This is a genomic window from Candidatus Eisenbacteria bacterium, from assembly GCA_018831195.1.
Taxonomy (GTDB): Bacteria; Eisenbacteria; RBG-16-71-46; order CAIMUX01; family JAHJDP01; genus JAHJDP01.
The window spans coordinates 1-22,428 of record JAHJDP010000027.1; the positions used below are offsets into that span (position 1 = coordinate 1).

A 22,428-nucleotide genomic window follows, 5' to 3' on the forward strand; every position below is an offset into this window, starting at 1 on the left:
ACTCGTGGCAGGTCTCAAGATGAATCACCATTGGGCTTTTCAAGTCGTTGTGGGTCGCCATGATCACGACATGTAGATTCTTGCCGGTGTCGACGCCCATGAAGCGATATGCCCGGTCGCAATCCCGTCCCATGACATAATCGGTGCAGAGCGACAGCACAGCCGACTCATCCAGCCGCCGTTCCAAGTCCGCCCATGGGATACCGATCTTGAGATTGTAGAAGCGGTCCGGGAACCGTGTCGTGCGATACTCCTGAAGGATCTCACCGGGATCGATCTTGGACGAGAACAGCTGTGAAATACGATAGCCGTGAATGTCGCGGTTCGGGAAATCAGCGACCCACTCGCCCCGGCCCAGATCCAGTTCAGCGCCGCATTTGACGCAGGCGAGATAGTGCGACTCATCTGGGCGGAACTTTATAAATGGCACCTCCTCTCCCAGCTTGGTCGGGAACTCCTTGGCCGGGGCCAGCCAGTTATTACAGGCGGGGCAGCGCAGTGTCCAATGTGGTGTTTCATCCAACTCATCAAAGACAATCATATCCGCCGGCACTGATTTCATTCCGACCGTCGATTGCATGCCCTTCGAACCGGATTGGGCGGGATTGTACTGAAGGGGAGGCGACCTCACCGCCTCCCCTTCTTCACACCATCTTCATTTGTACTACTCCAAACTAGGAGCGGAACCTATCCACCTTGCCGGCTGTCGGCAAACAATCCCAGACGTTTCATCTTGCCGATGAGGGTCGTCCGGCTGATGTTGCCCAACGCCACAGCCGTTCGCGTGCGATTCCATCCATTCTCTTCGAGTGCATGAAGAATGAGCTCCCGCTCCGCTTCCTCCAGATATCGATCGAGCGGCACCTCAAGTGGAAACTCGACCTCATCCGTCGTGGGCGGAGGCACGAACTCTGCATCCTCACTTACACTGAGACCCAGCATCTGCGGCGTCACTTCCGGCATCCCGCTCATCTTCCAATGAACCAGCCCGCGCTCCAGAACGTACAACAACTCCCGGACATTCCCGGGCCATGGATGTTCCAGTAGCGCCTGGCGGGACCGCTGTGAAAGCCGGGGCGGGAACATACGGTCCTCTGTATGCGACGTCAGGTAATGTTCGGCCAGCAGCAGGATATCGCCCGGCCGTTCCCGAAGCGGAGGCAATTCCAGATGATATCCCCTGATGCGGAAATAGAGATCGTGGCGGAAGCGGCCCTTCTCCAGTTGTTCCTCGAGATTGGAATTGGTCGCCGCGACAATCCGAACATTAACATAGCGCAGATGCGTCTCTCCAACCCGGCGAAGCTCACCCGATTCGAGAATACGCAGCAGCTTGACCTGGGCCTGTGGTTCCATCTCCCCGATCTCATCTAGAAAGATGGTGCCGCCATCGGCCTGCTCGAAGAGTCCGGTCTTGTCGCCCGATGCGCCGGTGAAGGAGCCGCGGATGTGGCCGAAAAATTCCGATTCGTGCGAGTCGCAGGTGGGGATTAAAAATTAGCCGCTCATATCGGGTCGTAGAAGGATCATGCTGGAAGCCCAACACCATTCGGCCAATGATTGGAGACCTGCCCATTTCAATGGCACTCGCAGAAGTCTGAAAAATAGAATATGGAATTCCACCCCCTGCGAGTCGGTGCCAGGGGTTAAGAATTTACCGGATGTATCGGATTAGGATGCGGGTGGAGGCTAGCGGCTCGCCCAGCCCAGCCCACGCTGAAACGCTTCCTGAGCATATCCGAACTTTCTGGATGAGCGCCTCGATGAGTTGAATAGCATACGCCATGACTATTTCAGGAAGACCATTTTGCCCACCTCCCGTGTCGAACCTGCCTCAAATCTCAGGGAATAGACGCCTGGCAACACCCGTCTGCCAGCGCTATTGCAGCCGTCCCAGGGTACTTTGTGCACGCCGGCGGGCAAGCTCTCTCCGTCAACGAGCCATTTCAGGAGCCGGAATGGATCGGAATACACCGCTAACGGGCCTTTGGTGGGATCCTTGCTTTCCCCGATTCGTTGGAAGAAACCTGACGATCAGGACCCGCTGTCTCTTGGCACACCCGCCAGAAACGGATTTTACCTGAACTCATACTCAAGGACATTGGGAATAATTGTGACATAATAATATGGGATCCGTGCCTCTGTCCCAGAGAGCGATCTTTCGTCTATGTTGTATTTTCGCACCGTGAAAACGAGCCAGACTCCCATGTTTCCCGCCTTTATAGCCTGACTAATTCCCTCTGCCCTGGTAGAATCCATTGGAATCTCCAACCCGGTCATCAATACTCTATTGCCCTCAGAAGGCTTCCCATAATCTCGTTCGTTGCCAATCATTATGGATTCAATACATAGCAATATAGTTAATTCGTGGCTTTGGAAGTTATACTTTGTGCTTACAATGCTGAAGTTATCCGTTCCTATGATTGCGCCATTTATGAATTCCTTGGGTTTTTCATACGACCCTTTGAAATATGCAGAGAACGCTTTCGGAGTTTGTTGGAATTCCCTATGCTTCTTGAATTCGTCCGCCTCCCAGGAAAATATCAACTTGGACAGACATTGTGAAGTTTTTTCGGAAGCCTTTGTTGTCAATGGGATTGCCTCCTTGATTTGCGCCGCTTTCTCCGTTGCATTATCCTCGGCTATGGTCTCTTGACTTGCCTGATTTGTTTCTTGAATTCCATCTCTGTAGAAAATTAGAAAATAGGCAATTGCTATAACAGCAAGGAAGCTAAGAGCACATACAGCAAATGTGGATATCTTGCCTTGCTGTCCAAAGAGTTTGGCTGATTGTCTCTCGTGTGACTTCTGAATCTTAGCTTTAGGTATTACATCATGATCCATTCCAGCCATCGTCGCCAACTCAGGAACCGCTACCGAAGGCTTGTAACCTAGGCAGGTCAAATTTGGGCCCGCCATTGTCGGGGGTCTCTCAAGTGCATACCCGCAGGGCCGGTGTGGCGAATTAATCTTTATCACTAATAAATCTCCTTTTCCAAACCTTCTCACTAATTTCAGATATTCTGTGCTTTCAACTCTTGTACTTAATACAAAACACTTATGTGTTATCTCCAAACACTATTTTTGTAACATCCTCTGCATTTACACCACCGCTATTCTCGGACAATAATACTGCCCTGCGGGGCGAATGCAATTTTGTTCTCCCCGCCCTCTCTTAAGGCAACGTGATCCTGGCAATTTGGAAACCGCCTCGAACACCCTATCTACTCCACTCGACCCAGGTCCCATTGACAATCGTCCCATGATGGCCATTACCCGATTCGTCAACAGCAATAGTCCCGGCATGGTGATCAAGGGGCCAAAATGCAACAGTATTGGCGTCAGGGATCAAGATCGTTGGCGGAGTGAAATTGCCCACATACCGACAAATGTCTGATACCCGCACCCCGGCAAACTCACCATCCCACCAGTACATGTCGTGGGAGTATCTCGATCCCATCACGAACTCACCTGAACCGATAACATATGTTTGAGGAACATAACGGGTCCCGGTACACACGCCATCAAGGAATATCCTGAGTGAATCCCCATCATATGAACCGGCTATATGGTGATATTGATTAAGTTCAATTCGAATTGCTGAAATGGCCTCAACATCGGCGTCTTGACTGATTGCGACTGAAATCTTTGGATAGCCTGAATCTAGAGCGAAACCATAACCACGTCCAAAACCAGAATTGTCACGCTTGTCAATTATGACGTTGTTCGGGAAGAAATCCTGTTGATGCCCTGGATACTGATAATCCCGCGCCATCACCCATGCCTCAAGTGTGAAGGGACCCTCGAAATTGAGACTTGATTCATGCGGGACCGTGACCGATGTGTTACTACCATTCAGATCCAAGACGTATCGAGGCGTCACAGCGTCGGTAAATATAAGGCTATCGACCCCCGTCAAGACATATTCATCAATCCCGCCCGATCTGTGGATTTGCATTTTCCAATCGCCAGCGCTCGCCGCCATGCCGAGGAGTAACATTGCTACAATCATAAGACCAATGCGCCGTTTCATTAACCAAACCTCCAGAGTCTCCCTACCGATTCATCATTTTGTTCATGTTTCTGGATTATTGACTTGCGGTTCTGGCGATTCGGAAGCCGACATCATTTCCACTTTCATTCTGGTCAACGCCCTGGCGATAAGAACAACGCAATTGTGCTGCCTGATAGAGCCAAGACCCTCCACGGATAACGCGAAAGTTCCCAGTCACTGGGCCGGGAGGATCAGTCGCTGGATCCGTCCCAAGCCCCCCCGCGAACCGATCGTTACACCACTCCCACGCATTTCCGGCCACGTCAGAGAGACCCAAGCCTGCGGGAGCATCGGGATAGCTCCCGACGGGAGTTGTCCAGCCTATACAATGTGGGCCTGCATCGTAGTTGACCCGGCTACAGTCGGGCACCTCACTCCCCCACGGATAGATCCGCTCATCATCAAACTGTGCTGCGTACTCCCACTCCGCATCCGTCGGCAGCCGGTAGCCTTCCGCTCCATACGGATCACAGCCATTACACGCCCAATTTCCAGTATGTTCATAAGCTCTCGGTAGCCCTTTCTGAAGGCTTAGCCAATCACAATAACTTGCCGCCCCAAACCAGGTCATTTCCTTCACAGGATGGTTCGAGGGGTTGTATCCCGCGGGATAAGCGCCCTGGGCAAGGCTCGATGGAGATTGGCGCAGAAAGAAGGTCCCGGCTCCATCATACTGGATCTCGCAGTTGTCAGCGCTCATATCCAGAAGATCCGCGACACTCCCGTCCAGGTTGTCCTGAACTAAAGCAGTCGTGGCCGTCACATACCCCTGCTCATACGCCCATTGCACTGCCTCAAGATACTCTTGGTTTGTCACCTCATAGTTCCCCAGATAAAAATCATGTGTCAGAGTCACCTCGTGCTCGTCTACCCCACCTCCGGCCACCCCATCTCCCATTATAAAGACTCCTCCTGGAACCGGAGTCATAAGCGTATCTCCGTAAAATGTTAGGCTGTCGATTTGTGATAGACTAAATTCATAAACGGTTCCGTCTCGATGCACTTTCATCTTCCAGGCGACTTCATGCTGACTCGCAGCGACGCCAACCATCAACATCAGACTTATCACCAAAACACTGAAGTATCGTCTCATTAATTAATCCTCCACAGTCACGCCCTTATCGGTACGTCGCCTTGATCTGGCCCCAGGTCGTATTCTGCACCATCGCATTCGGCACCCCGGCCATCCCGCACCCAACATCATACGCCCCGATCAGCCCACATTCATACCCATCCGGGTGGTTGCCGGGGACGCAGGGGGAATCAGCATGGAGGGTGAAGTCGCCATTGTCTGGGTCGCAGAAGAGGGGGTTGAGGGAAAAGTTACCATTAGTGTCAATCCAAGCAGGGCTTATCACGGTACTTTCTACATGATTCCAAAAATCATTACATTCAATATCAAATAGAAGATCACTTCCCTCAAGGTAGATTGCTTTTACAGGATCACGATTATTAACAAAGATGTTCTTCATAAGTACTACCTGCGGTCCGGAAGTGTTTAACACACATGCCCCGGCAGCTGTCCTGGCTTCGTTATCTAAAAATGTATTGGAGTATAAGCTGACAGGTGAGTTGTAAGATCGAATAGCCCCGGCTTCATAATCTGTGGTATTCTCTTCAAAGAGACAGAAACGAATAGAACATGAAGAGGTATTCCTGAAGTGGATAGCACCTCCACCATCATTTCCCGTAATGCCCACCACATGATTCCCTCTGAATACACAATGTTCTAATTCTATCGATCCACCCTCATCGACCTGAATGGCCCCTCCCCCAGTTCCCCATGCCAAGTTATTCTCAAAACTGCAATTCTCGAAATGGGCGATTCCACCATTTAGGATGGCAAAGCAACCACCCTCAAGATTGGCTGTGTTGTTATAGAACTCGCAGTTTCTAAACCAGATTTCCCTAGATGAAAGGGTTCCCACTCCACCTATGTATGTGTGACCTTGAGTAAACGCAAGGTTTTCAAATACGGTACCCTCTTGGCTCAATCCCAGAATGAATCCGAATCTATCAGCATCGATTACCGGCAAACCCACACCAACAAGTGTGAACTCGTCCCGATCTACGGGAAGAGTGAGCCGCTCATAGTATGTACCCGCATTGATCAGGATCGAGTCACCTGTCGCCGCCCCATCAATCCCCGCCTGAATCGTCGGCGCGTCACCGGAGCCGTCGGGGTAGATTTCCCAAGTCGTAGCCGATCCGATTACCGGTAGAACCAAACTGATCAGGACAGCAGCAAACAATCGAATACGCATAATCCACCCCCATTTAGCATGATTACATCCCACACAGTCGCAGGTGGATGATAGCAAGGAATCCTGGGTTCTGGAAGGCTAATAATCCGGGCAATTGGCCGCTAGTTCTGGTAAGATCCCTCTCGGAAAGTGACTTGACGACAATCCGATTCAAGGGGGGGGGAATTACCATGAATAGACGGAGCATATTCTCTTCGGCCTTGGCCCTAACGGTTCTGTGCATGGGAGGCGGCTCCAGAGCTGAAATCAGTATGGATAATATGCTGAGCGGAACTACAGCCGGTCAGGGTAATGGATATTTTAATTTATATCAGGCGCCAGCCGGCTACGCATTTGTCCTCACTGACTTCGCATGGATTTGGGACTCAATCCCTACCGGAGATTATGATACATATACAAAACTGCTCTCAGATACCGAAGAAAAATGGAGTTGGTGGACCGAATCCGAGGCTTTTGGCGTGGGAATCTCTGCCGAGACTCACTGGAATACAGGTATTCTGTTTGCTCCAGACAATGTTGTGAAAATTGAAATTCTCGGATTAAATCCGTCAATTAATTGGCATGCCTACTGGTCCGGCTACCTCCGCTCAACAGCACCAGCCGATGTCGGCGAATCAATCCACCCACTCCCTGACCAACAGATCCTAACGAGTCCCAATCCCAGCGGCGATCTATCAAACCTGGATTTCAGCCTTACTCAATCGGATCACGTGATTGTCGCCGTATTCGACGTCCAGGGACGTAAGATCAGAACGCTTCACGAGGGGCAACTTCCACAAGGTGCTTACTCGATGCCGTGGGATGGAACGGACGATCAGGGCAACGCAGTATCCGATGGGATTTATTTTACACGAATTGAGACGGCTGAAAAGACAAGTGTTGGTAAATTGACCAGGGTTCGGTGAAACCGAGGGCACATTCCAGTGAAATGTTATAGACCAATCCCACCCACCGACAACCTATGAGGCATTCATGATGACGAGAACAAAAAGGACGATTGCGCAGAGAACCAGGCCGATCCTCGGCGTCGCCACGGACATCACCTCCCCACGACTTCGCCGGGCCATTGCCCGTGTTTTCCGGGCCATTCAAAAGCACCCCAAGGATTGGGCACGGCTTCGTCGTCGGGTACGAGGCATTCTTCTCAAAGATCTCATAGACAATGATCCTAGTTGCCTTGGGATGTGGGTAACCGATTCCAGAGAGAAGAAGTTATTCTTAGCTGAGCGAAGGTGTAGGTCATTGCCGCTAGACCCGAAGTTTCACGTGCCTGGCCATATCCTTATATCCACAGGGGTTGATCGCCTGCCATGGCCTCGCTTGGTCGCGCTTATCGCTCACGAGTGCGGCCACGCCGTCACCCGTGAGCACGAGTTCAACAAGCGCGATGGCCACGATTCCGAGTGGTCGAGCGAGCTATGCGCGGATCGACACGCCTTTCGCTGGGGCTTCGAACGGGAGATGCGCGTATTCGCACAGCATAGAGACTTCGGCCACCACGCCGTCCTCCCCGGCGAGATAATCTGGCAGGAAGGGATTGCCTTCAAGGTGGATCGTTACTTCTATTTGCGGCGGTGCCCGGACCGAGACGATCCGGAAAATCTAGAGTCATAAAGGTGACGGACACCCTCGTGATGATCCCCGCCTGAACCGACCCTCTGCCACTCCCTGGCCACCCCGGGCGCAGGCGAATCTGGGGCCGGGAGCGAATCGGGCCGGAATGGGTGAGTGATTTGCGGCGGAATGGGCACAGGGCCGTTCTGCGACAAATGATTCAGCAGGCTGTCATGTTTGTTCACCCAGTCGGGTCTCCAAGTTAAATCGGATCTTGTAGGTTTTGACCTGAATGTCTGGCTGGTTCATTACTGCGTATTTCAGTGCCTCGTCGATTTGCCTTGCTATGATTATGGCCCTTACCCCTTGGCCTGGATCGGCGATATTGCCTTTTACCCAGTTAACGTATCTGAGCGTCTGCCCCACCGTAGCATCGCTCGTCTTTCCCTTTTTCAATTCGATTACAACAAGGTCATTGGTAACGGCATCTATCGCCAGGAAATCGATGCTCCATAAACCCGCTGGGAATTGCCGGCCAGATTGTTCCTCTGTTGCATACAATCCTAGAGATGCTCCCCAGTTTATGCTAACCCAATTGTCCTCAATGAACTCTTCTAGATGGCTCTCCAGCGCAAACTCGGATTCGCTTTCCAAATCCTTCTCCGTCGCTATCTTTTCTGTAAGAGTCTGGGTCACATCAGATGTGATCAGGCGGTAATCCTGCTCGGAGATTTGACGTATTCCTCCTTGGAAGTATGTGAACCAATATTCTTTGTTCTCTATGAATGACAATCTGGGAACAAGAACGCTTATTGGTATCGGCCTGCTCCAGATGACGACATCGTCAAGATCAACTCCCAAGTCTGTCTCGAACACCTGCTTCTCATGGCTCAGCACTCTTCGCTCCTGCGAGTTAAGTTTCCTGCAGACCCCGGCAAGGGTTGCTTCTCCTCCAAAGGCCGACTCCGGCAAGGCAATATAGAAGATTATTTTGTCACCCTTCCTCACAAGCTTCCTGTTTGGAGTCTTTTCAGCGAGACCCCAGAATCGGTCCGCAGCTCTTTGTTCCAAAACAGCTCGTGGGAGTATTGTCCCCGTTTCGTCCTTTCGCTTCGTCACTATGAAAAGCCAATAGTTCATACTCATCCCCTTCAGCCCCACCTCTATCACCCCACCCGCGATTGCTACTGCTGACGATGGGGTGGTCGGGGGTGTTGGGCGACAGTTAAGGCGCAGTTACAATCGGATCTGCCCTAGGCACTATTGTCCCTTTAGATGTTCTTGATCTCCAAAGCACCTTGCGAAACTCCGGCCTGAGACGCACCTGAACCATCGCAGATAATTACTTCGTTCGGGTTGCTCAGTGCGATGCAGCAGTACTTCCCGCTGTCCTTTTGAATACTCACAGACAACAATCGCTTAGCGTGTTCGTTCTGCCACACCTCCAGGCTGCGATGGAGTGCGCGCATGGAGGACGCCTCAAAGTACATTAAGTTTCGTTTGTTTTCGTCTTGCATCAGGTACTCCTTTCAAAAAGTTCGGTGGATCACAATCTTATCGACTGAAGTATCACTCGTTGTCGGGCTAAACATTATGGTTTCCGAGATCGCATGCCGACCTCTGGCATTATCGTGGAATTGCCCCCAAATGTTTGCATTGTAAATGTGGTTTCAATGGGACACATCCACCAGAATTCATCCATGATCTCATCTCTTTCAATGTCCACCAAGATTCTATCACTGTTCGATTCAGGATGAAATCGTTTTCCTGCCCGGAATCTCTGCTGCCGAGGATTACCGGCCTCCAGTCCACCCTCTCCGAAGCAGCCCTCCCTGGCCGCCCCGGGTGTAGGCGGATCTGGGACCGGGAGCGAATCGGGGTGGAATGCGTGGGCGATTTACGGCAGAGGATTCCGCGGCACCGGGCGGTTTATGCACGCCTGCAACCCGTCCTCAGGGTCAGGTGCGTTGCCTACCTACACGTGCTTCTCATCGGCATCAAGCGCCGTCTTCAGACTCCGACGGAATCCAATGTCGCCTACTTGGGCCGCTTGATGTCCTTGGCGTTGAGGCCGGGCTCACGCGCCAGAAGCAGGCGGATATGAGCGAGGTCAGGTAACTTCAGAGCATCCGAGAGCGCGTTGTCGATGGCTTGGCGAATTGGGTCGCTGTCGAGTTTGGCGAGAGCGCCCAGCTCCTGTTTCGAGAGTCTGTCGTAGGCTTCGGCGAGGCTCCTGATCTGTCTTTCCGACAAATCCTGGACATCGAGCACAGTCATGGAAAGCCATGCTGGCTTCTTCATTTGCATCCATGCGCCTTGCGTAATAACGCGGCGGCCGAAGAACAGCAGCAAGGCGAGCGAGCTGTTCAACCAGAGCAATAGGGCTTTGTCCTGAGAGCGGCTGAGACCGTTGCCTCTGAACGCCCACCATGTATTGCCTAGCACTGACTTGCTGAAGCCAATACCGAGCACTCGATGGGTGTTGGAACGGAGCCGCTCCACAAGAAGAATGTTACCTGCCTTCGCCCAAACCGCTTTGCCATCTTTGAGCTTCCTGCCCTTGGCGGGCTTGGTACGTGGGATCAAGTAGGCATTGCTCGTTTCCGCAATGCAAGACACCCGCTCTGCTTGGTGCCCCCAGAAGGCGGGATGCGGCGACACATCGTCGGTCGACACCTCGAAAGCATCGTGAATGTCGCGCCGGTCGTAGCCGAGACCTCCTAGAGCATCGAGGCGGCAAACCTTGATCGACGTCGTAAGCTCACTTCCCGGTACGCGAAGCTTTCCGCTCTCGAGTGCCCAGCACGCGCGAAGCAATTCCGTTTGGGCGAAGAATACTCCGGTCCATTTGCCTTCACCCTGTGCCGGTGGAGTGGTCACGATCTCGCCGATCTTACCGGATGGTGAGCGAATAACGGTAACGCCAATGCCTTCAATACACACGGGATCTTGTATGTTTTTGATGCGAGTAGCCAAGTCGAGGGCTTCGTGGATCGAACGCGGATTACGCCAAAGATTGATGTATGTTGTGGGGCCTGCAGCTTCCTTGTGCATCAACCTCCTCGCTATGAATAGAACCTCAGACAGCTCAGTGTTTTCCGAGAAATTCTGCCGCCCGGCATCGTGGCTGGAGATGACAGTTTCCAAGTGATATCGGTCGGCAATAAGTTTGCGAGTGGGACCCCATGCTTCCCCGGATGTAAGCGCGGCGGGAAGCACAAAAGCAAGACGGCCGCCCTTAACAAGCCATCGGTCGGCAAGAGCTACGAACACGCTGCCAAGACCTGCTGTTACGTTCGCACCGATTTCCTTGACCCGCGCTTTCAACTCCTTCTGCATCTGCCCCCGCTCATCAGGGAGCGAACCGAAGAGGAGATTGCCACCTACGCTGCGGACGAAAGGTGGGTTCATTACACACAGGTTCAGCCCGCCGGGCATCTTAGCTGTAGTTGCGTGCGAGAAGGCGGCCCCCGTTCGGATGACCTCGGTATGGGAGTAGTCAAGTGCCATCTGTGTCTTGATCTCGCCTTTGGTGAGAAAATCGAGACTGCCGAGCTGCACGATTCCGTGGTCGATTCCAAATGGCATGACGTAGAGGTTCATCGCTCGAAAGGCGACTTCCGGAGCGAGCATCGCGAGTGTTGAGGCGGTGAGATGCACGGCGGAAGGAAGCACGTCGTAACCATGAAGCACATTCTCCATGAGCGCGGAGTGCAGCGAGCGGAGATCAACAGGTGTAAGTCCTCGGCCATCCTCTGAGCGAGTGCGAATGTACGTATCCGAAATCGCCTGCGCGGCAGCCATCAGTAGAGTTCCGGTGCCACAGGCAAGGTCGGCTACCTTGAAATCTGCGAGTTGCCGAGGATCACCAAAGTCATTGGACCACTTGGCAGCGAAAGCGAGCTTCAGGAGAAGCGTCGCAGAAGAGACCGAGGTGTAATAGGTGCCGAGGAATTTAGCATTGTGCAGCAACCAGTGATAAATGCGCCCCATGAGATCGTGCCGGAGGGCCGCTTGCTGCGAACAGATTGAACGGGCCTCGCTGACAAGCGCCCGAACGGCAGTCAGCGTGTTGATGCTCGTCGGCAGCTCTAGCAGAATGCTTTCGCCAAGCTGGAAGATCGGTACATAGTTGATGTTCTTCCAGATCCATTGCCATTCTATCCTGACGGCGTCGACAATGTCCTTCTGCTGGTCGAGCGTCGCAAGGGTCGAGATGCGGCTATCGGTAGGCGCAAGCTGCTCTTGAAAAATGAAGGCGTTGGCGAGGACAAGGGCCGAGACCTTGGCGGCCGTTTCACGCCGTGCTTCGGCCTTCTCGTCGTTCTCGTTTCTCGGTGCCATTATGCCGAGGAGGGTCGAGAGGCGATCACAAGCGCCCTTCTGGCCCATCCAGAGTTTGGCAATACCTTCGAGCTGAAGGGTCAGTGATCTGGCGGTCTGCTCGACGATGTCGTCTTGGGTCAGACCTTCTTGCGCGCGCCGCAGCGCATCCATCAAGTCTGCGGGCGTACCCTCGAACCATTGTTCAGTCTCGTGGGATTCCGAGACAATTCGATACTTGAGAGAGGAGCATTCCAACTGCTCGATAATTTTGGTCGTAGAGGTGGTGCGGAGTGCAAGCGGGTAAACGGTTGCGGCTGCCATGTGGGCAATGCCGCTCTTGACACGACCGCGGGCGTCATTGAGCACGACATCTTCTGCCCTGGGATGGTCGGCAAACTTACCTTCGATGACGACACGCAATCCGCGCAGTTCGAACAGCACGTCGGGACGATACTTACCGTGCACCTGAATAGTCTCGCCGTCCGCAGTGATGCCGTAACGTGAGATCAAAATGGCAAGCTGTGTATTCACAGCCTCCTCTCGATTCCTATGTTTCGTCATGCCCCCTTGTCCCCCTTGCCGCAGAACTACGTTGAAATCGTCGCGTGGTGCTTGAGAGTGACTCCGGACCGAAGGGGACACCCTGTTGGGCGTTGACGATCAACAACCGTACATTGAAGCTGATGGGACATTCCCAATGCCCCCGAACGCCATACGCCCCACTCCGAGCAGCCACCGACAACCTTAGCCGAGTTCCCGGGGCGAATGCAAGGTCGTTCCGGGGCACATAGCTTGACACATGTGTGAATCCCTTGGTACCGCCCAGGCAAATGGCGATCGGTTGGATCAACCCTTCTTCATCGAGCTGACGAGCCTGGGCAGAATCTTCCCAGCCGAGCGTCCTATGGCGTAGCCGCCAAAAAGACACCAACAATAATCCAGATCAACCTGACTTTCTGACTTGCTGAAAATTATTAACATTCTGTCGTCCTGCGAGGCTTCTTTACGCGACCCTCGCCCACTCTCATGCTCGCATCCATTCTCCCATAAATGCGGGGGGCGTGACAAGGGCCCTCGACAGGTTCAAAAGGTCGCTAGGCGGTCATTTGGTTGACTTTGTCTGCTCAATAAACCAATTTCGTAAGGCATTTCGAACAATGTACTCAAAAGTATTTAGTGTCATCGGCAAATCATCCTTTACCCAGGTGCCAAAATTCGAGGACGCTGCCGAATAAATGGGCTTCTCGGCATATTTGCCCTCCGGTATGGGTGGTTGTTCGCACATCGGCGCCGGGAAAGGCGTTCCACCATGAAGTGCACGCGACCGCCAATCATAAATTTTCTTGAGCGCCTTTGTCATTGATTCACATCCCCAATCAACTTGGCCCCACTCAACTGGTCGTTCCTTTGGGGCCGGCGGAAGGTGCTTGATAAGAAAATCAATAAAGGTCTTTGTTGCACCCATATACGGAGCAATTAAATCCGCAACTTCCTCCACAAACTTGCCTCCCCCTTTTTCCACAAGCAATTTTTCCAGCTTTGGTTTGAAAAGCCGAAGCCTCTCGACATTGGTTTCCTTGCCAGCCCGCCAGTATCCTGCCAAAGTTTCGACTGCAGACACAAAAAACAGCCAAGCTTTTTCTGGCTCCAATTCTGTTAGCCATAGTCCTTCTTGATAGCTTCTTGCAGCCTTTAAAAAAGCCGCTGCCTCCTTGTGATTCAGAAACATTGTGTCTTTTAGTGGGTCCGCACAGTTTATGTTATGATTACCAGTTGCGTTTGGAACGTTGGGCTGCTTTCCATCGCGTCTAGCTTTTATCGGCACTTGCGGCCCTTCTGTTCGATACGGGGTGCCGCGCGGGTCGCCGCCTTTCTCGAATATCCTAGTCTGTGGTCCGGCACGAAGACGAAAGCCGCCAAACATTGAAACCAGAGCCGCTAGTTCTTCCGCATGATTTCCCCCATGGTATTTTTTTACGTCTGTCTTCTCCATCTGGGGCATTTCATACTTTTGGCAGAACTCAAACCGCAATATGGCAGATGGCCTTACGATCCCGTCGGGCAAATAAGTGAGTGTATTTAGTATCTGATAGGGGCCAAGCCCCTCGTTGAGTTGGCCGGCCAAATATACATCGCTGTATAGTTCATATTCGGCTGCTTCCTCATTGGTTTCCTTAATGTTATACTTTGCCCAATTCGAATAGAAGAAGGGACCCTTTTCGTTCTCTTTTTGAGTTTCGTTTGACATAGAGATTTTCCTGTATCCGCCTAACGAATCTGTAGAAAAAGCCGCCCGGTACGTCACGGATTACTACATTTGCCTCCCGGAGCCCGCCTCCTATGAACAAATAGGGGGTTCCGTAGAGGCTGTCCGACTTTTCCTACTGACTCAATGTTTACTTCACCTCCGGGCCGGACTGGCGCGCCCCTGTCAACCCGCAATGATCCTATCGCATCTCCCCCCTGAGCGCCAGCGCCATGAAATGTGGGACCGATGGCTGTGCGGAGACCGGGTTGCAGTCAGTCCCACCGCCTTCTATGAGGATGAGTATTTTCCTCATTGACTGAGGAGTCTAGACGAAAGGCCGTTAGACCTAATGTGAATTGAACCCCCTTGTGCTATTCCTTATATGCACCACACTCCGAAGCTAATGGACATTTCTGTTCCCCACTTTTATCGAACCATTGCCTGGAAAAGCAAGTACCAGAATCTCTTGTAAGATCTCTATTTGGTACCAAGGTCCGTTCGTATAGCCGTCCTTTGAAAAATCCGCAAACAATCCGAGCTTCCGTAAATTCGAGCACTGAGAATATGTGATCGGCGCCTTCGTTTGTGAGATTGATTACTCTATCTCTCAACTTGCTCGCTTCCGTTTCTACGTCTTTGATTACAAATGCTCGGTTAGGCCCGCCAGGAAGACCCTGGTGTGTATACATTATCTGATCGATATCTGGATTACGAAAACAACTTCCCGTCAGACCGTGAGTAACTTCCGTTCGTATTTCTGCTAGCCGGGGAAACCATTCCTCGTAAGCTCTCGCCAAAGTATCCCTAATTGCTTCTGGAAATGCGGAGCCGTACCTATTTTCGTGTGCCCGTCTGAACAATTTTTGCGTAGATTGATTTTGCACGCCTTCAATATTACGATAAGTCCCATAAATGGCCCTACGTATGCCATCTAAACAGGCATATAGTTCGCAGAACCTTGTCTCCATTAGGGCCGCATAGGTTTTGGTCCATTGGGCATGTGTGTAACCAAGGGATTCTAATTGTTTAGTGTCTTCTAGCAATGCGGGCCTCAGGGCCGTCATAAGTTCGCCAATAATATCGTGTTTCGCTAAATGGCTTCGTGATGACCATACCCCTTTGACAGCCTCCCTATCTAGATTGACAGCCAACCCAATAAATTCGGAACAAAAATCAACCGATGTCCATAAGTCTGGAGCAAATTTAAGCATGAAAACCGGTTCGCCGTTTCCTTTTTTCATTGCGTCCTCCCCAACAATCATGCCTCTGTAACGATATTTGTGAATGTCAATGTTCAAAACGTCCTTTAAAGAGAAGATTTCAGATAGTTATGATCATAAAGCCTGATACCATTTAATTAATTGCTGCTATTATTAATCAACAGGGATTTGCCTTCTAAGTATATATCCATCTTGCAAAGAATGTAATATGAACAATACCAATTCATTTAGGTCTAAACGTTCTAATAACCCGCGAGGGTCATTGGCGCGGCTCCGGCCACTATCTGCTCGGTGCCACTATTCTCTCACACAGATAAGGGGCACCGCAATGATGCTCCACAGGGTTGACGTGCAGTCAGGTTCTCCTGGTCCTTGAACATTAAAGCCGATTCTATCGTCGCCCTCGGCCTCTTCGTTGTCTGCCCCATCACCCACATCGCACCGACCAGGCTTGTCGCCCCAAGCACCGCGATGATACAAAGCACTAGCAAAGTTCTCTTTGCCGTGAACAACGTGTTTCCCCGTGCCCGCAGGTGTCGTTGAACGAATTCGGTTGTTGTTCGTGCATTGGCCGATGAAGAGACATAGCGCGGGATAAAAAAACTCTCATCATCTCGCACTGGACAGGTCGGGGAATTGTCGGATGCGGGGGCTACGTTAACAGACTCCGCAAGACCCATTGCCCAAACAGCTTTGTGAGTCAAGACTACATGCTCTAACCAAGCCAAGTACGCTCTCGAGCAGGTCTTCACTGCTAAGCGAGTTAGCGCAATAGCTAGAAAGCCGAGGATTATTTCTGCGGGAATGGCAAGACCCGCGGGGAGTCGACCCGAGAAATGAACGCCTGCGATAGCAAACTCGGCACTCAGCAATGCGACGAGGGTTTTAATACCAGTTTCCTTATGGCGCACAAACCAATCTAGATGTTGATTTCCTGTCGTGAACGCATAGTTCAAAATTGTCTCCATGTGGGGATTTGTCGGCGATTCTGAAGTGGCCCACCGCGGCAATGAATTTTGCACGAATACCTCCACTCGAAACTGCAACAGCGACGATGAGCTTACGCACTGTCAACCCGTGAGGGTTCTCGACCCGCCCCTCGCCTACTCTCCTGTTCGCATCCATTCTTCCATAAATGCGGGGGGCGCCGCAAGAGCGATCATCAGGTTCAATTGCCCTCGTGCGCGGATTCCATCATGGCCCGGAGTCTATGGGCTCCAAATGAGAGGCCGAAGACGAGGGTGCAGTCAGTCCCATCGCATTCTTTGGAGAGGTATAAATGTTTTTGTTGTAGGAGGAGTCCAGACAAGGGCGTTAGACGTTGTATGAGATAAAATACTATCGATATATATTTTAATATGGTTTCATAATCAACTTAATCATATCCTATTGTCGCAACTATGCAATCAAGAGCTAAGCCTTCATGGCGGTCAGCCCTTATACGCTGTGCAGGCGTTATAATCTCATTATATTTTCCCGTTTTCTGTACAAACGATGATATATTTAAAGTTCCGACGAGCGGACGTGCATAAAATATTCCAATTCCTCTGGAGGTTTTTATATCGGGTATTGTCATTCTATAAGCGATTTCTTCAGGATATTTGTTCTTTATTGTTACATTAGAACGAATATCATGAGACCAGGTCTCCCGAAACTCATCTCGAAAAGTTTCACCCGGCAAACAATTTATCCATTGGCACGTCTGTGGGCCGATAGGTCGCAGCCCGTATCGCTCCATCTCCTCCATGTTTCTGCTGACTGCCATGATTTTCAGTTCTTCCAGGAGTATGATTTCTCCAATATTCCTAAGTTTTCTAAAAAGGCAACGCGTGTCATAAATAGAGAAGTTTATGATTAGTCTAAACAGTGTTGGTTTATGTCCATGAGAACGTCTTCCTATCGAAATTGACCTAAATTTATATGATGCCGTTTCAACGAAGTGGCGAACTCGTAGAGCCCAAGTGGTTCGCTCCTCTTCCCACTTATCTGCAATTGAATATTCCCCCTGCAGAATCGCTTGTTTGCTTTCCACCTCAGCCTTTTTTAGAAACTCTATTATTCTATCTTTGCTCTTCTCAAATCCCTCGGCATTAGCCATATCGCGCAGCTTTCGAGAGTGACAGGCAATTTCTTTGCGCCTGCATTGTGAATCCTTTTCCGTCATACCTATCCTTTCTGTATATTTAGCATGTTTTGCAACTCAGAGATTACTTCATTATAACGCTCGATTCCTTTAACAAGCTCATCATCTGCCCATGTATTAAAAACGTTTATGTGTCGCCTTAGATCTTTCAGGGCTCTATAGGTTTTCTTGGTTCCCCCTTCTTTTACTGCCATTTTAATCGATTCGATTAGCAGCTGTGTTCGATCATGCCACTCTTTACCGTCATCGTCTCTCTGTGTGAGTTTCTTAACGTGTATGTGAAGATGCGTTTGCGCTTTGTACACGTGTAATAAGGGGCCAGCCTGATATGGTTCGTCAAGACCGTCAAGATCCCGTTTGATATCTTTTTTGTATTCACCTTTACAAATACGATCGAAATCATCCTCATCCTCCGCCATTCCAATAATATCAAGCGACGTTTTAAAATTATTTGAAAGCGTATTGCTAATATGGTGAATTCTTTTCCATGCATATAATTCATCGAAAGAAACCGCAAAATCACCCAAAAGGCCTTTCACAGATTCCAGTTGCCTTTTTGCATCATCAAGTGCTCCCGGAACGTCCTTGCCTGCTCGCGCACGATCAATCAGACTTAGCGTTGCATCAATTGCCTTTGGAATCCCTAAAATAGTACCAATTGTCTGTAACATCAATTCCCCTCCTCAACAACGCCGCCCTTTTCTCCTATATACGCTTCTACTGCAGCAAAAATGTGATCGCGAAGGCATGCGTCCTGGTATTTTCCCGAATATTCATAAACTCGCGATAGGACATCTTCTATTTTTGTGTTTGGTTTGTAATTTCCTATTTTGGCAATTCCGCAGATCCCGCTGAGTTCATACGGCTCAGGATATTGGGGCTGGATATCTATTGCGACTGTGCTCGAGCTTTGAAATATTAGAGAACAAATGATTTGCTCTTGCGCATCTAAAACGAACATGGCATTGGGCGCATATTGTACAATAGCACTATTGCCAAAGGCAGCTTTAAATGGTGGCGGACCCCCAAATATGTCGTAGAGCATCTGTCCGTGATGGACATCCGTTTTCCAAGAACGATGGTATTGGTTATCGACATGGATGATACTGAGGGGACTGATTCGTATCTCTTTGGAGAGTATAGCAAATATGCCCGTGCTATACTTTTGCCACTCGCCAAAATTCATAGTTTCCGCTACCGCTATGGCAAGTTTATCCCTAGAAATAGCTACATTGGCAAGCTCGTCTTTTTTGGCATTTATCCGAGAGATTTTGAATCGGGCATCCTCTTCTGATGTTGAGTATTGGTCGAGCTCTGGGTGCTCCTCGGCTACGCGGCCCAAAATTTCCCAGGCACGATCTGGTTCAATATCGAAACCTGGATGACGAAGGCGAATTGTGATTGCGCGAATTTCGCTGGTATATGCCATTGTTTCCTCCCTGGGATTTCGTTGATACTGATATAGAGTGACCCTTTGTCAAGCCTGTCTCGTTGTTCTATTCATTCCCTCCGAACGAAGCAGATGGAGCTGGGCGCTTCGACGACGAGTCAGTCTGATATTCGCGGGCCGAAACCGCATGACCGTGATCCGTCGAGGAGTTGCCCCTGTCTATCGTCGCGGGCTCAGGATGAGTACCTTACCGCATAGTATCTTCGGGGACCTCCAGATCGTGCCAGCTCCATCTACCTCCTCCTGTCATAGACTATTTCTTTTCAGGCCGCCTGCTGCCGGGATCGACGCCGAACTTCAGTTAAGGCTTCCCATACAAAACTTACAAGCTCCCTTGCTACCGCCGTAGTGACCTTGGCGGTCGGCATACCCCGCATCAACAATGTCCAATACCGTTTGTACAACCGATGGTGCGCCCGGTCGGCGATCTCGATCGCCCAGGCTGGTTGACCCTGGCGCCGTCGTCTCAGCCCCGCGCCAATGTGAGGTTTATGCCGGCACTTCTTCGCGATTTGACCGACGGCACAGCGAGCATACCGATTCCCGGCCTTCGTGATCCCTCCGCGAATCTCTCTCTCCGCGCTCTGGTACACGCTCGGCGTCAAGCCGAAGTAGCTCATCAGCTCGCGTGGATGGGAGAATCGTTCCACCTCAAAGATCTCCGTCTCTAGCGTCAGCGCCATGACTGTATCGATCCCCCGGATACAGCGGAGTACGCCCACTTCCATGGTTCGGCTCTCTTCCTGGGCAAGTCTTTCAAGAGTCCCCTTGAGCCGTCCCCGCCGATTCTCAAGCTCCATCAATCCGCTCAGTAACTCTTCGAAAGTCGCCGTGTCTTTCCAGGATTCGAAATGCTGCTCCCGCAACCAGGCCCGATGTCTGCCCGTCCAATTCATGCCTTCTCGATAGATCCGACCCCGGCGCGTCAAGAACTTCAGGATATGATGCTTCTTACGCGTCGACTCCTCGCCCACACGGTGATAGGTGCGCACCAGGTCGCGAGCCGACTCCGAATCCTCGCCAGGGATGGCGACCGCGCGAAGCTCTCCAGCCCGATACAAGTGAACGAGTTTCTTGGCATCGATGGGATCCGTCTTCACACGCTGACCGCTGCGACGCGGGGTCAGTGAGGGAGCCATCACCTCCACCACCACCGGGCCCATCGCCTCCAAACGCCGCATCAGCGCAAACCCGTTCGGACCAGCTTCATAACACATCCGAATCTCTCCGCCGTCCGCTTGCCGCTCCAGTTTTCGAACCCAACGTCTCAAGGCTTTATCCTCGTTGGGGATCCGACGAACCTCCGGATCCGTTTGCCGCGAACCTCGCACCATCGCGACCGTCAAATTCATCTTGTCGTCATCAATCCCAATCCATGTGATAGACTTTGCCATGACCGGTCTCCTTTCGTCTGTATGCGGTATTCAGCCCAACACTGACTGATAGCCCGCGATTGTACAGACTCGAGGCCGGTCACTCTATACTGTCTATCTACTTCAGCCGTCAGGCACAATAATTCCAAGAATTTCTCGCATTGGTGCTGTCTTCAAGCATGCGCCCCAGTCTTTTTGACCAATTCAACATACGGCTAACGAGGCAGAAAAAGCCGACCGGAACGTTATTGGATAACTACATTTGCCTCCCGGAACCCGCCTCCTATGAACAAATAGGGGATTCCGTAGAGGCTTCCTGACCTTTTCCTGCAGATTCAACGTACAGATCACCTGCGGACGCGAAGCGGCCGCCAGGTGCACGCCCTCGTTAGACATCTGATCGCTCAACCTCGATGATTCTTTGAAATCCTCGCTGCATACGATACCGCCAGAACATCAATGCCGCCACAGTCAACATCATGACCACCTGTAACAGCATCAACAGCCTGGATGTTAGGGGGTCCAGCTTCCGTGAGTCGATCTTGATGGCCTCCGAGCAATCAAGACGATTAACTCCCGCCACTCTACCCTTAACCCCAGATACGCCGGGCACTCCGTTTACCGTTGGAACCACCGCGACATTGACCTGGGACCAGTCGCCTGGGTTCATCAGGGCACCCTGGATCAAGATTTCCGAACCTAACGGCATAGGATCAAGCCGGAGATCCGGCGGGTTTGCGGCAGATTGTTCCACCCCGAGGATCTCGGCGACGTCCTTAAGTTCAACGGTCAAGGGCTCCTCGAAATCAACACCCCGAATTGGTTGCGATCCGTCGTTGGCTATCCGGATTTGTAGAATCGCGTAATTCGGAATTGGACGGTTGTCATACATGACACGCAATCCACCCTGAGGGTTAGACATCCCCGAGCCAAGAAGAGTGGTTCTATTTTGGAGGATAATACTCAGAGACTTGCGTTCTTTGTCTTGGCCATTGAAGAAAACAAAGATCGCAATGACAACGGCCACGACACCTGCGACGGCACCAAGAGCGTTCCAGAATCGTATCAATTCATAGGCTCCTTCAGCAGACAACGCACGGATCTAACATGAATTATCTGGGACTCGGATAAATGGTATCACTTGGGAACCGCTCCTTACAACTCGTCTCTTGAATCCGCAACACGCGCAGGGACAATCCCCTGGACGAGAGCCGCCTTCGCAGCATATGGGACAGCGGCCCATCCTGTCCAGCATTGGCTTAATTGGCCGACTGACCACAGGTTAGACGAAGCGTCCTGGAGTCCGGTCGGGGTGCCGGGCCTGGGCCATGATGCTCAGCCGCCGGTCTGGAATCGGGGCAGGGCCTGGTGCCCCAGCTGCAGATGCCCCGCCGGATACAGTTATACATTATGGGTAATGTGAAAGGCATACATTCAGTGGCACGTACTGCAGAGGGTACCAAGACATTGTCGCGACAACGACATCGGCGGCAACCAGGCCCCGACGACTACGGCTAGCCGCAATCTTGCCCCGGCCGCGGCAACTCTCCAACGCACGGGAAATGCCGCATTATAAGCTATTTCAGGACACTGCAGATTCGTGCAATACTGGTCATCCGAGTCGCCCACCGGGCATTGAACAATCGTTCGGCTTTTACATTGCGCCCGCTTTAACAATATCTCGAATTATACATTCACGTCGCGTTTGGTGCAAACCACGACGAGCAATCAGGGGGCAGTTAGGGGGCAGCCGGGGCCGATTCTGGGCCGCGAGGGGCAGCTCGGGGGCCGATTTG

The 22,428-nt window shown here is 51.5% G+C and carries 18 protein-coding genes; 2 read left to right on the forward strand and 16 right to left on the reverse strand.

The window, feature by feature from the left end:
* From KJ970_04850 to KJ970_04875, 6 genes are all read right to left on the reverse strand, one after another.
* On the reverse strand, nucleotides 1-631 hold a 631-nt coding region (locus tag KJ970_04850; GenBank protein ID MBU2690236.1), incomplete at its 3' end, for a phage terminase large subunit family protein.
* Nucleotides 632-687: 56 nt separating this feature from the next.
* Nucleotides 688-1,356 (reverse strand): sigma 54-interacting transcriptional regulator, encoded by a 669-nt coding sequence (locus KJ970_04855; protein ID MBU2690237.1) that lies wholly within the window; start codon nucleotides 1,354-1,356, stop codon nucleotides 688-690.
* 720 nt (nucleotides 1,357-2,076) lie between these two features.
* A complete protein-coding gene (locus KJ970_04860; GenBank protein MBU2690238.1) occupies nucleotides 2,077-2,979 on the reverse strand; it encodes a hypothetical protein in 903 nt (300 codons plus the stop codon).
* A gap of 241 nt (nucleotides 2,980-3,220) precedes the next feature.
* Entirely contained in the window at nucleotides 3,221-4,033 is an 813-nt protein-coding gene (locus tag KJ970_04865; protein ID MBU2690239.1) for a LamG domain-containing protein, read from the reverse strand.
* A 55-nt stretch (nucleotides 4,034-4,088) separates the two neighbouring features.
* The gene (locus tag KJ970_04870) at nucleotides 4,089-5,147 is read right to left on the reverse strand and encodes a formylglycine-generating enzyme family protein (GenBank protein ID MBU2690240.1); all 1,059 of its coding nucleotides are present in this window, start codon (nucleotides 5,145-5,147) and stop codon (nucleotides 4,089-4,091) included.
* A gap of 25 nt (nucleotides 5,148-5,172) precedes the next feature.
* Nucleotides 5,173-6,318: a right-handed parallel beta-helix repeat-containing protein gene (locus KJ970_04875; GenBank protein ID MBU2690241.1), complete on the reverse strand. Its 1,146-nt coding sequence runs from the start codon at nucleotides 6,316-6,318 to the stop codon at nucleotides 5,173-5,175.
* 221 nt (nucleotides 6,319-6,539) lie between these two features.
* On the opposite strand from KJ970_04875, the gene KJ970_04880 reads away from it, so the two are divergent.
* Together KJ970_04880 and KJ970_04885 are read left to right on the forward strand one after the other, a co-directional pair.
* Nucleotides 6,540-7,223 carry a T9SS type A sorting domain-containing protein gene (locus KJ970_04880; GenBank protein MBU2690242.1) on the forward strand — a complete coding sequence of 228 codons (684 nt, stop codon included), beginning with the start codon at nucleotides 6,540-6,542 and terminating at the stop codon, nucleotides 7,221-7,223.
* A gap of 67 nt (nucleotides 7,224-7,290) precedes the next feature.
* Nucleotides 7,291-7,932: a hypothetical protein gene (locus KJ970_04885; protein ID MBU2690243.1), complete on the forward strand. Its 642-nt coding sequence runs from the start codon at nucleotides 7,291-7,293 to the stop codon at nucleotides 7,930-7,932.
* A 171-nt stretch (nucleotides 7,933-8,103) separates the two neighbouring features.
* On the opposite strand, the gene KJ970_04890 is transcribed toward KJ970_04885, so the two are convergent.
* The 10 genes from KJ970_04890 to KJ970_04935 form a co-directional block, all read right to left on the reverse strand.
* On the reverse strand, nucleotides 8,104-9,012 hold the full coding sequence (locus KJ970_04890; GenBank protein ID MBU2690244.1) for an EVE domain-containing protein: 909 nt from the start codon (nucleotides 9,010-9,012) through the stop codon (nucleotides 8,104-8,106).
* Nucleotides 9,013-9,143: 131 nt separating this feature from the next.
* A complete protein-coding gene (locus KJ970_04895) occupies nucleotides 9,144-9,389 on the reverse strand; it encodes a hypothetical protein (protein ID MBU2690245.1) in 246 nt (81 codons plus the stop codon).
* Between the two features lie 520 nt (nucleotides 9,390-9,909).
* Nucleotides 9,910-12,729 (reverse strand): SAM-dependent methyltransferase, encoded by a 2,820-nt coding sequence (locus KJ970_04900; protein ID MBU2690246.1) that lies wholly within the window; start codon nucleotides 12,727-12,729, stop codon nucleotides 9,910-9,912.
* A gap of 571 nt (nucleotides 12,730-13,300) precedes the next feature.
* Complete coding sequence (locus tag KJ970_04905; GenBank protein ID MBU2690247.1) at nucleotides 13,301-14,446, reverse strand: hypothetical protein; 1,146 nt, start codon at nucleotides 14,444-14,446, stop codon at nucleotides 13,301-13,303.
* A gap of 371 nt (nucleotides 14,447-14,817) precedes the next feature.
* Nucleotides 14,818-15,687, reverse strand: coding sequence for a hypothetical protein (locus tag KJ970_04910; protein MBU2690248.1), 870 nt, complete (start codon nucleotides 15,685-15,687; stop codon nucleotides 14,818-14,820).
* A gap of 1,354 nt (nucleotides 15,688-17,041) precedes the next feature.
* A complete protein-coding gene (locus KJ970_04915) occupies nucleotides 17,042-17,830 on the reverse strand; it encodes a hypothetical protein (GenBank protein ID MBU2690249.1) in 789 nt (262 codons plus the stop codon).
* 2 nt (nucleotides 17,831-17,832) lie between these two features.
* The gene (locus tag KJ970_04920; protein ID MBU2690250.1) at nucleotides 17,833-18,480 is read right to left on the reverse strand and encodes a hypothetical protein; all 648 of its coding nucleotides are present in this window, start codon (nucleotides 18,478-18,480) and stop codon (nucleotides 17,833-17,835) included.
* On the reverse strand, nucleotides 18,480-19,238 hold the full coding sequence (locus tag KJ970_04925; protein ID MBU2690251.1) for a hypothetical protein: 759 nt from the start codon (nucleotides 19,236-19,238) through the stop codon (nucleotides 18,480-18,482). Before KJ970_04925 ends, KJ970_04920 begins: the two co-directional genes overlap by 1 nt.
* Nucleotides 19,239-19,522: 284 nt before the next feature.
* Nucleotides 19,523-20,653, reverse strand: a complete 1,131-nt coding sequence (locus KJ970_04930) for an IS110 family transposase (GenBank protein ID MBU2690252.1) — start codon at nucleotides 20,651-20,653, stop codon at nucleotides 19,523-19,525.
* A 367-nt stretch (nucleotides 20,654-21,020) separates the two neighbouring features.
* A complete protein-coding gene (locus KJ970_04935) occupies nucleotides 21,021-21,701 on the reverse strand; it encodes a hypothetical protein (protein MBU2690253.1) in 681 nt (226 codons plus the stop codon).
* Between the last annotated feature and the right edge of the window lie 727 nt (nucleotides 21,702-22,428).

Excerpts from the sequence above, each read along its gene's own strand:
- KJ970_04855 (MBU2690237.1), bottom strand. The coding sequence starts at position 1,356 with ATGGAACCACAGGCCCAGGTCAAGCTGCTGCGTATTCTCGAATCGGGT.
- KJ970_04895 (MBU2690245.1), bottom strand. The coding sequence starts at position 9,389 with ATGCAAGACGAAAACAAACGAAACTTAATGTACTTTGAGGCGTCCTCC.
- KJ970_04915 (MBU2690249.1), bottom strand. The coding sequence starts at position 17,830 with ATGACGGAAAAGGATTCACAATGCAGGCGCAAAGAAATTGCCTGTCAC.
- KJ970_04880 (MBU2690242.1), top strand. The coding sequence starts at position 6,540 with ATGGGAGGCGGCTCCAGAGCTGAAATCAGTATGGATAATATGCTGAGC.
- KJ970_04925 (MBU2690251.1), bottom strand. The coding sequence starts at position 19,238 with ATGGCATATACCAGCGAAATTCGCGCAATCACAATTCGCCTTCGTCAT.
- KJ970_04905 (MBU2690247.1), bottom strand. The coding sequence starts at position 14,446 with ATGTCAAACGAAACTCAAAAAGAGAACGAAAAGGGTCCCTTCTTCTAT.
- KJ970_04875 (MBU2690241.1), bottom strand. The coding sequence starts at position 6,318 with ATGCGTATTCGATTGTTTGCTGCTGTCCTGATCAGTTTGGTTCTACCG.
- KJ970_04910 (MBU2690248.1), bottom strand. The coding sequence starts at position 15,687 with ATGAAAAAAGGAAACGGCGAACCGGTTTTCATGCTTAAATTTGCTCCA.
- KJ970_04930 (MBU2690252.1), bottom strand. The coding sequence starts at position 20,653 with ATGGCAAAGTCTATCACATGGATTGGGATTGATGACGACAAGATGAAT.
- KJ970_04885 (MBU2690243.1), top strand. The coding sequence starts at position 7,291 with ATGATGACGAGAACAAAAAGGACGATTGCGCAGAGAACCAGGCCGATC.
- KJ970_04870 (MBU2690240.1), bottom strand. The coding sequence starts at position 5,147 with ATGAGACGATACTTCAGTGTTTTGGTGATAAGTCTGATGTTGATGGTT.
- KJ970_04920 (MBU2690250.1), bottom strand. The coding sequence starts at position 18,480 with ATGTTACAGACAATTGGTACTATTTTAGGGATTCCAAAGGCAATTGAT.
- KJ970_04890 (MBU2690244.1), bottom strand. The coding sequence starts at position 9,012 with ATGAACTATTGGCTTTTCATAGTGACGAAGCGAAAGGACGAAACGGGG.
- KJ970_04865 (MBU2690239.1), bottom strand. The coding sequence starts at position 4,033 with ATGAAACGGCGCATTGGTCTTATGATTGTAGCAATGTTACTCCTCGGC.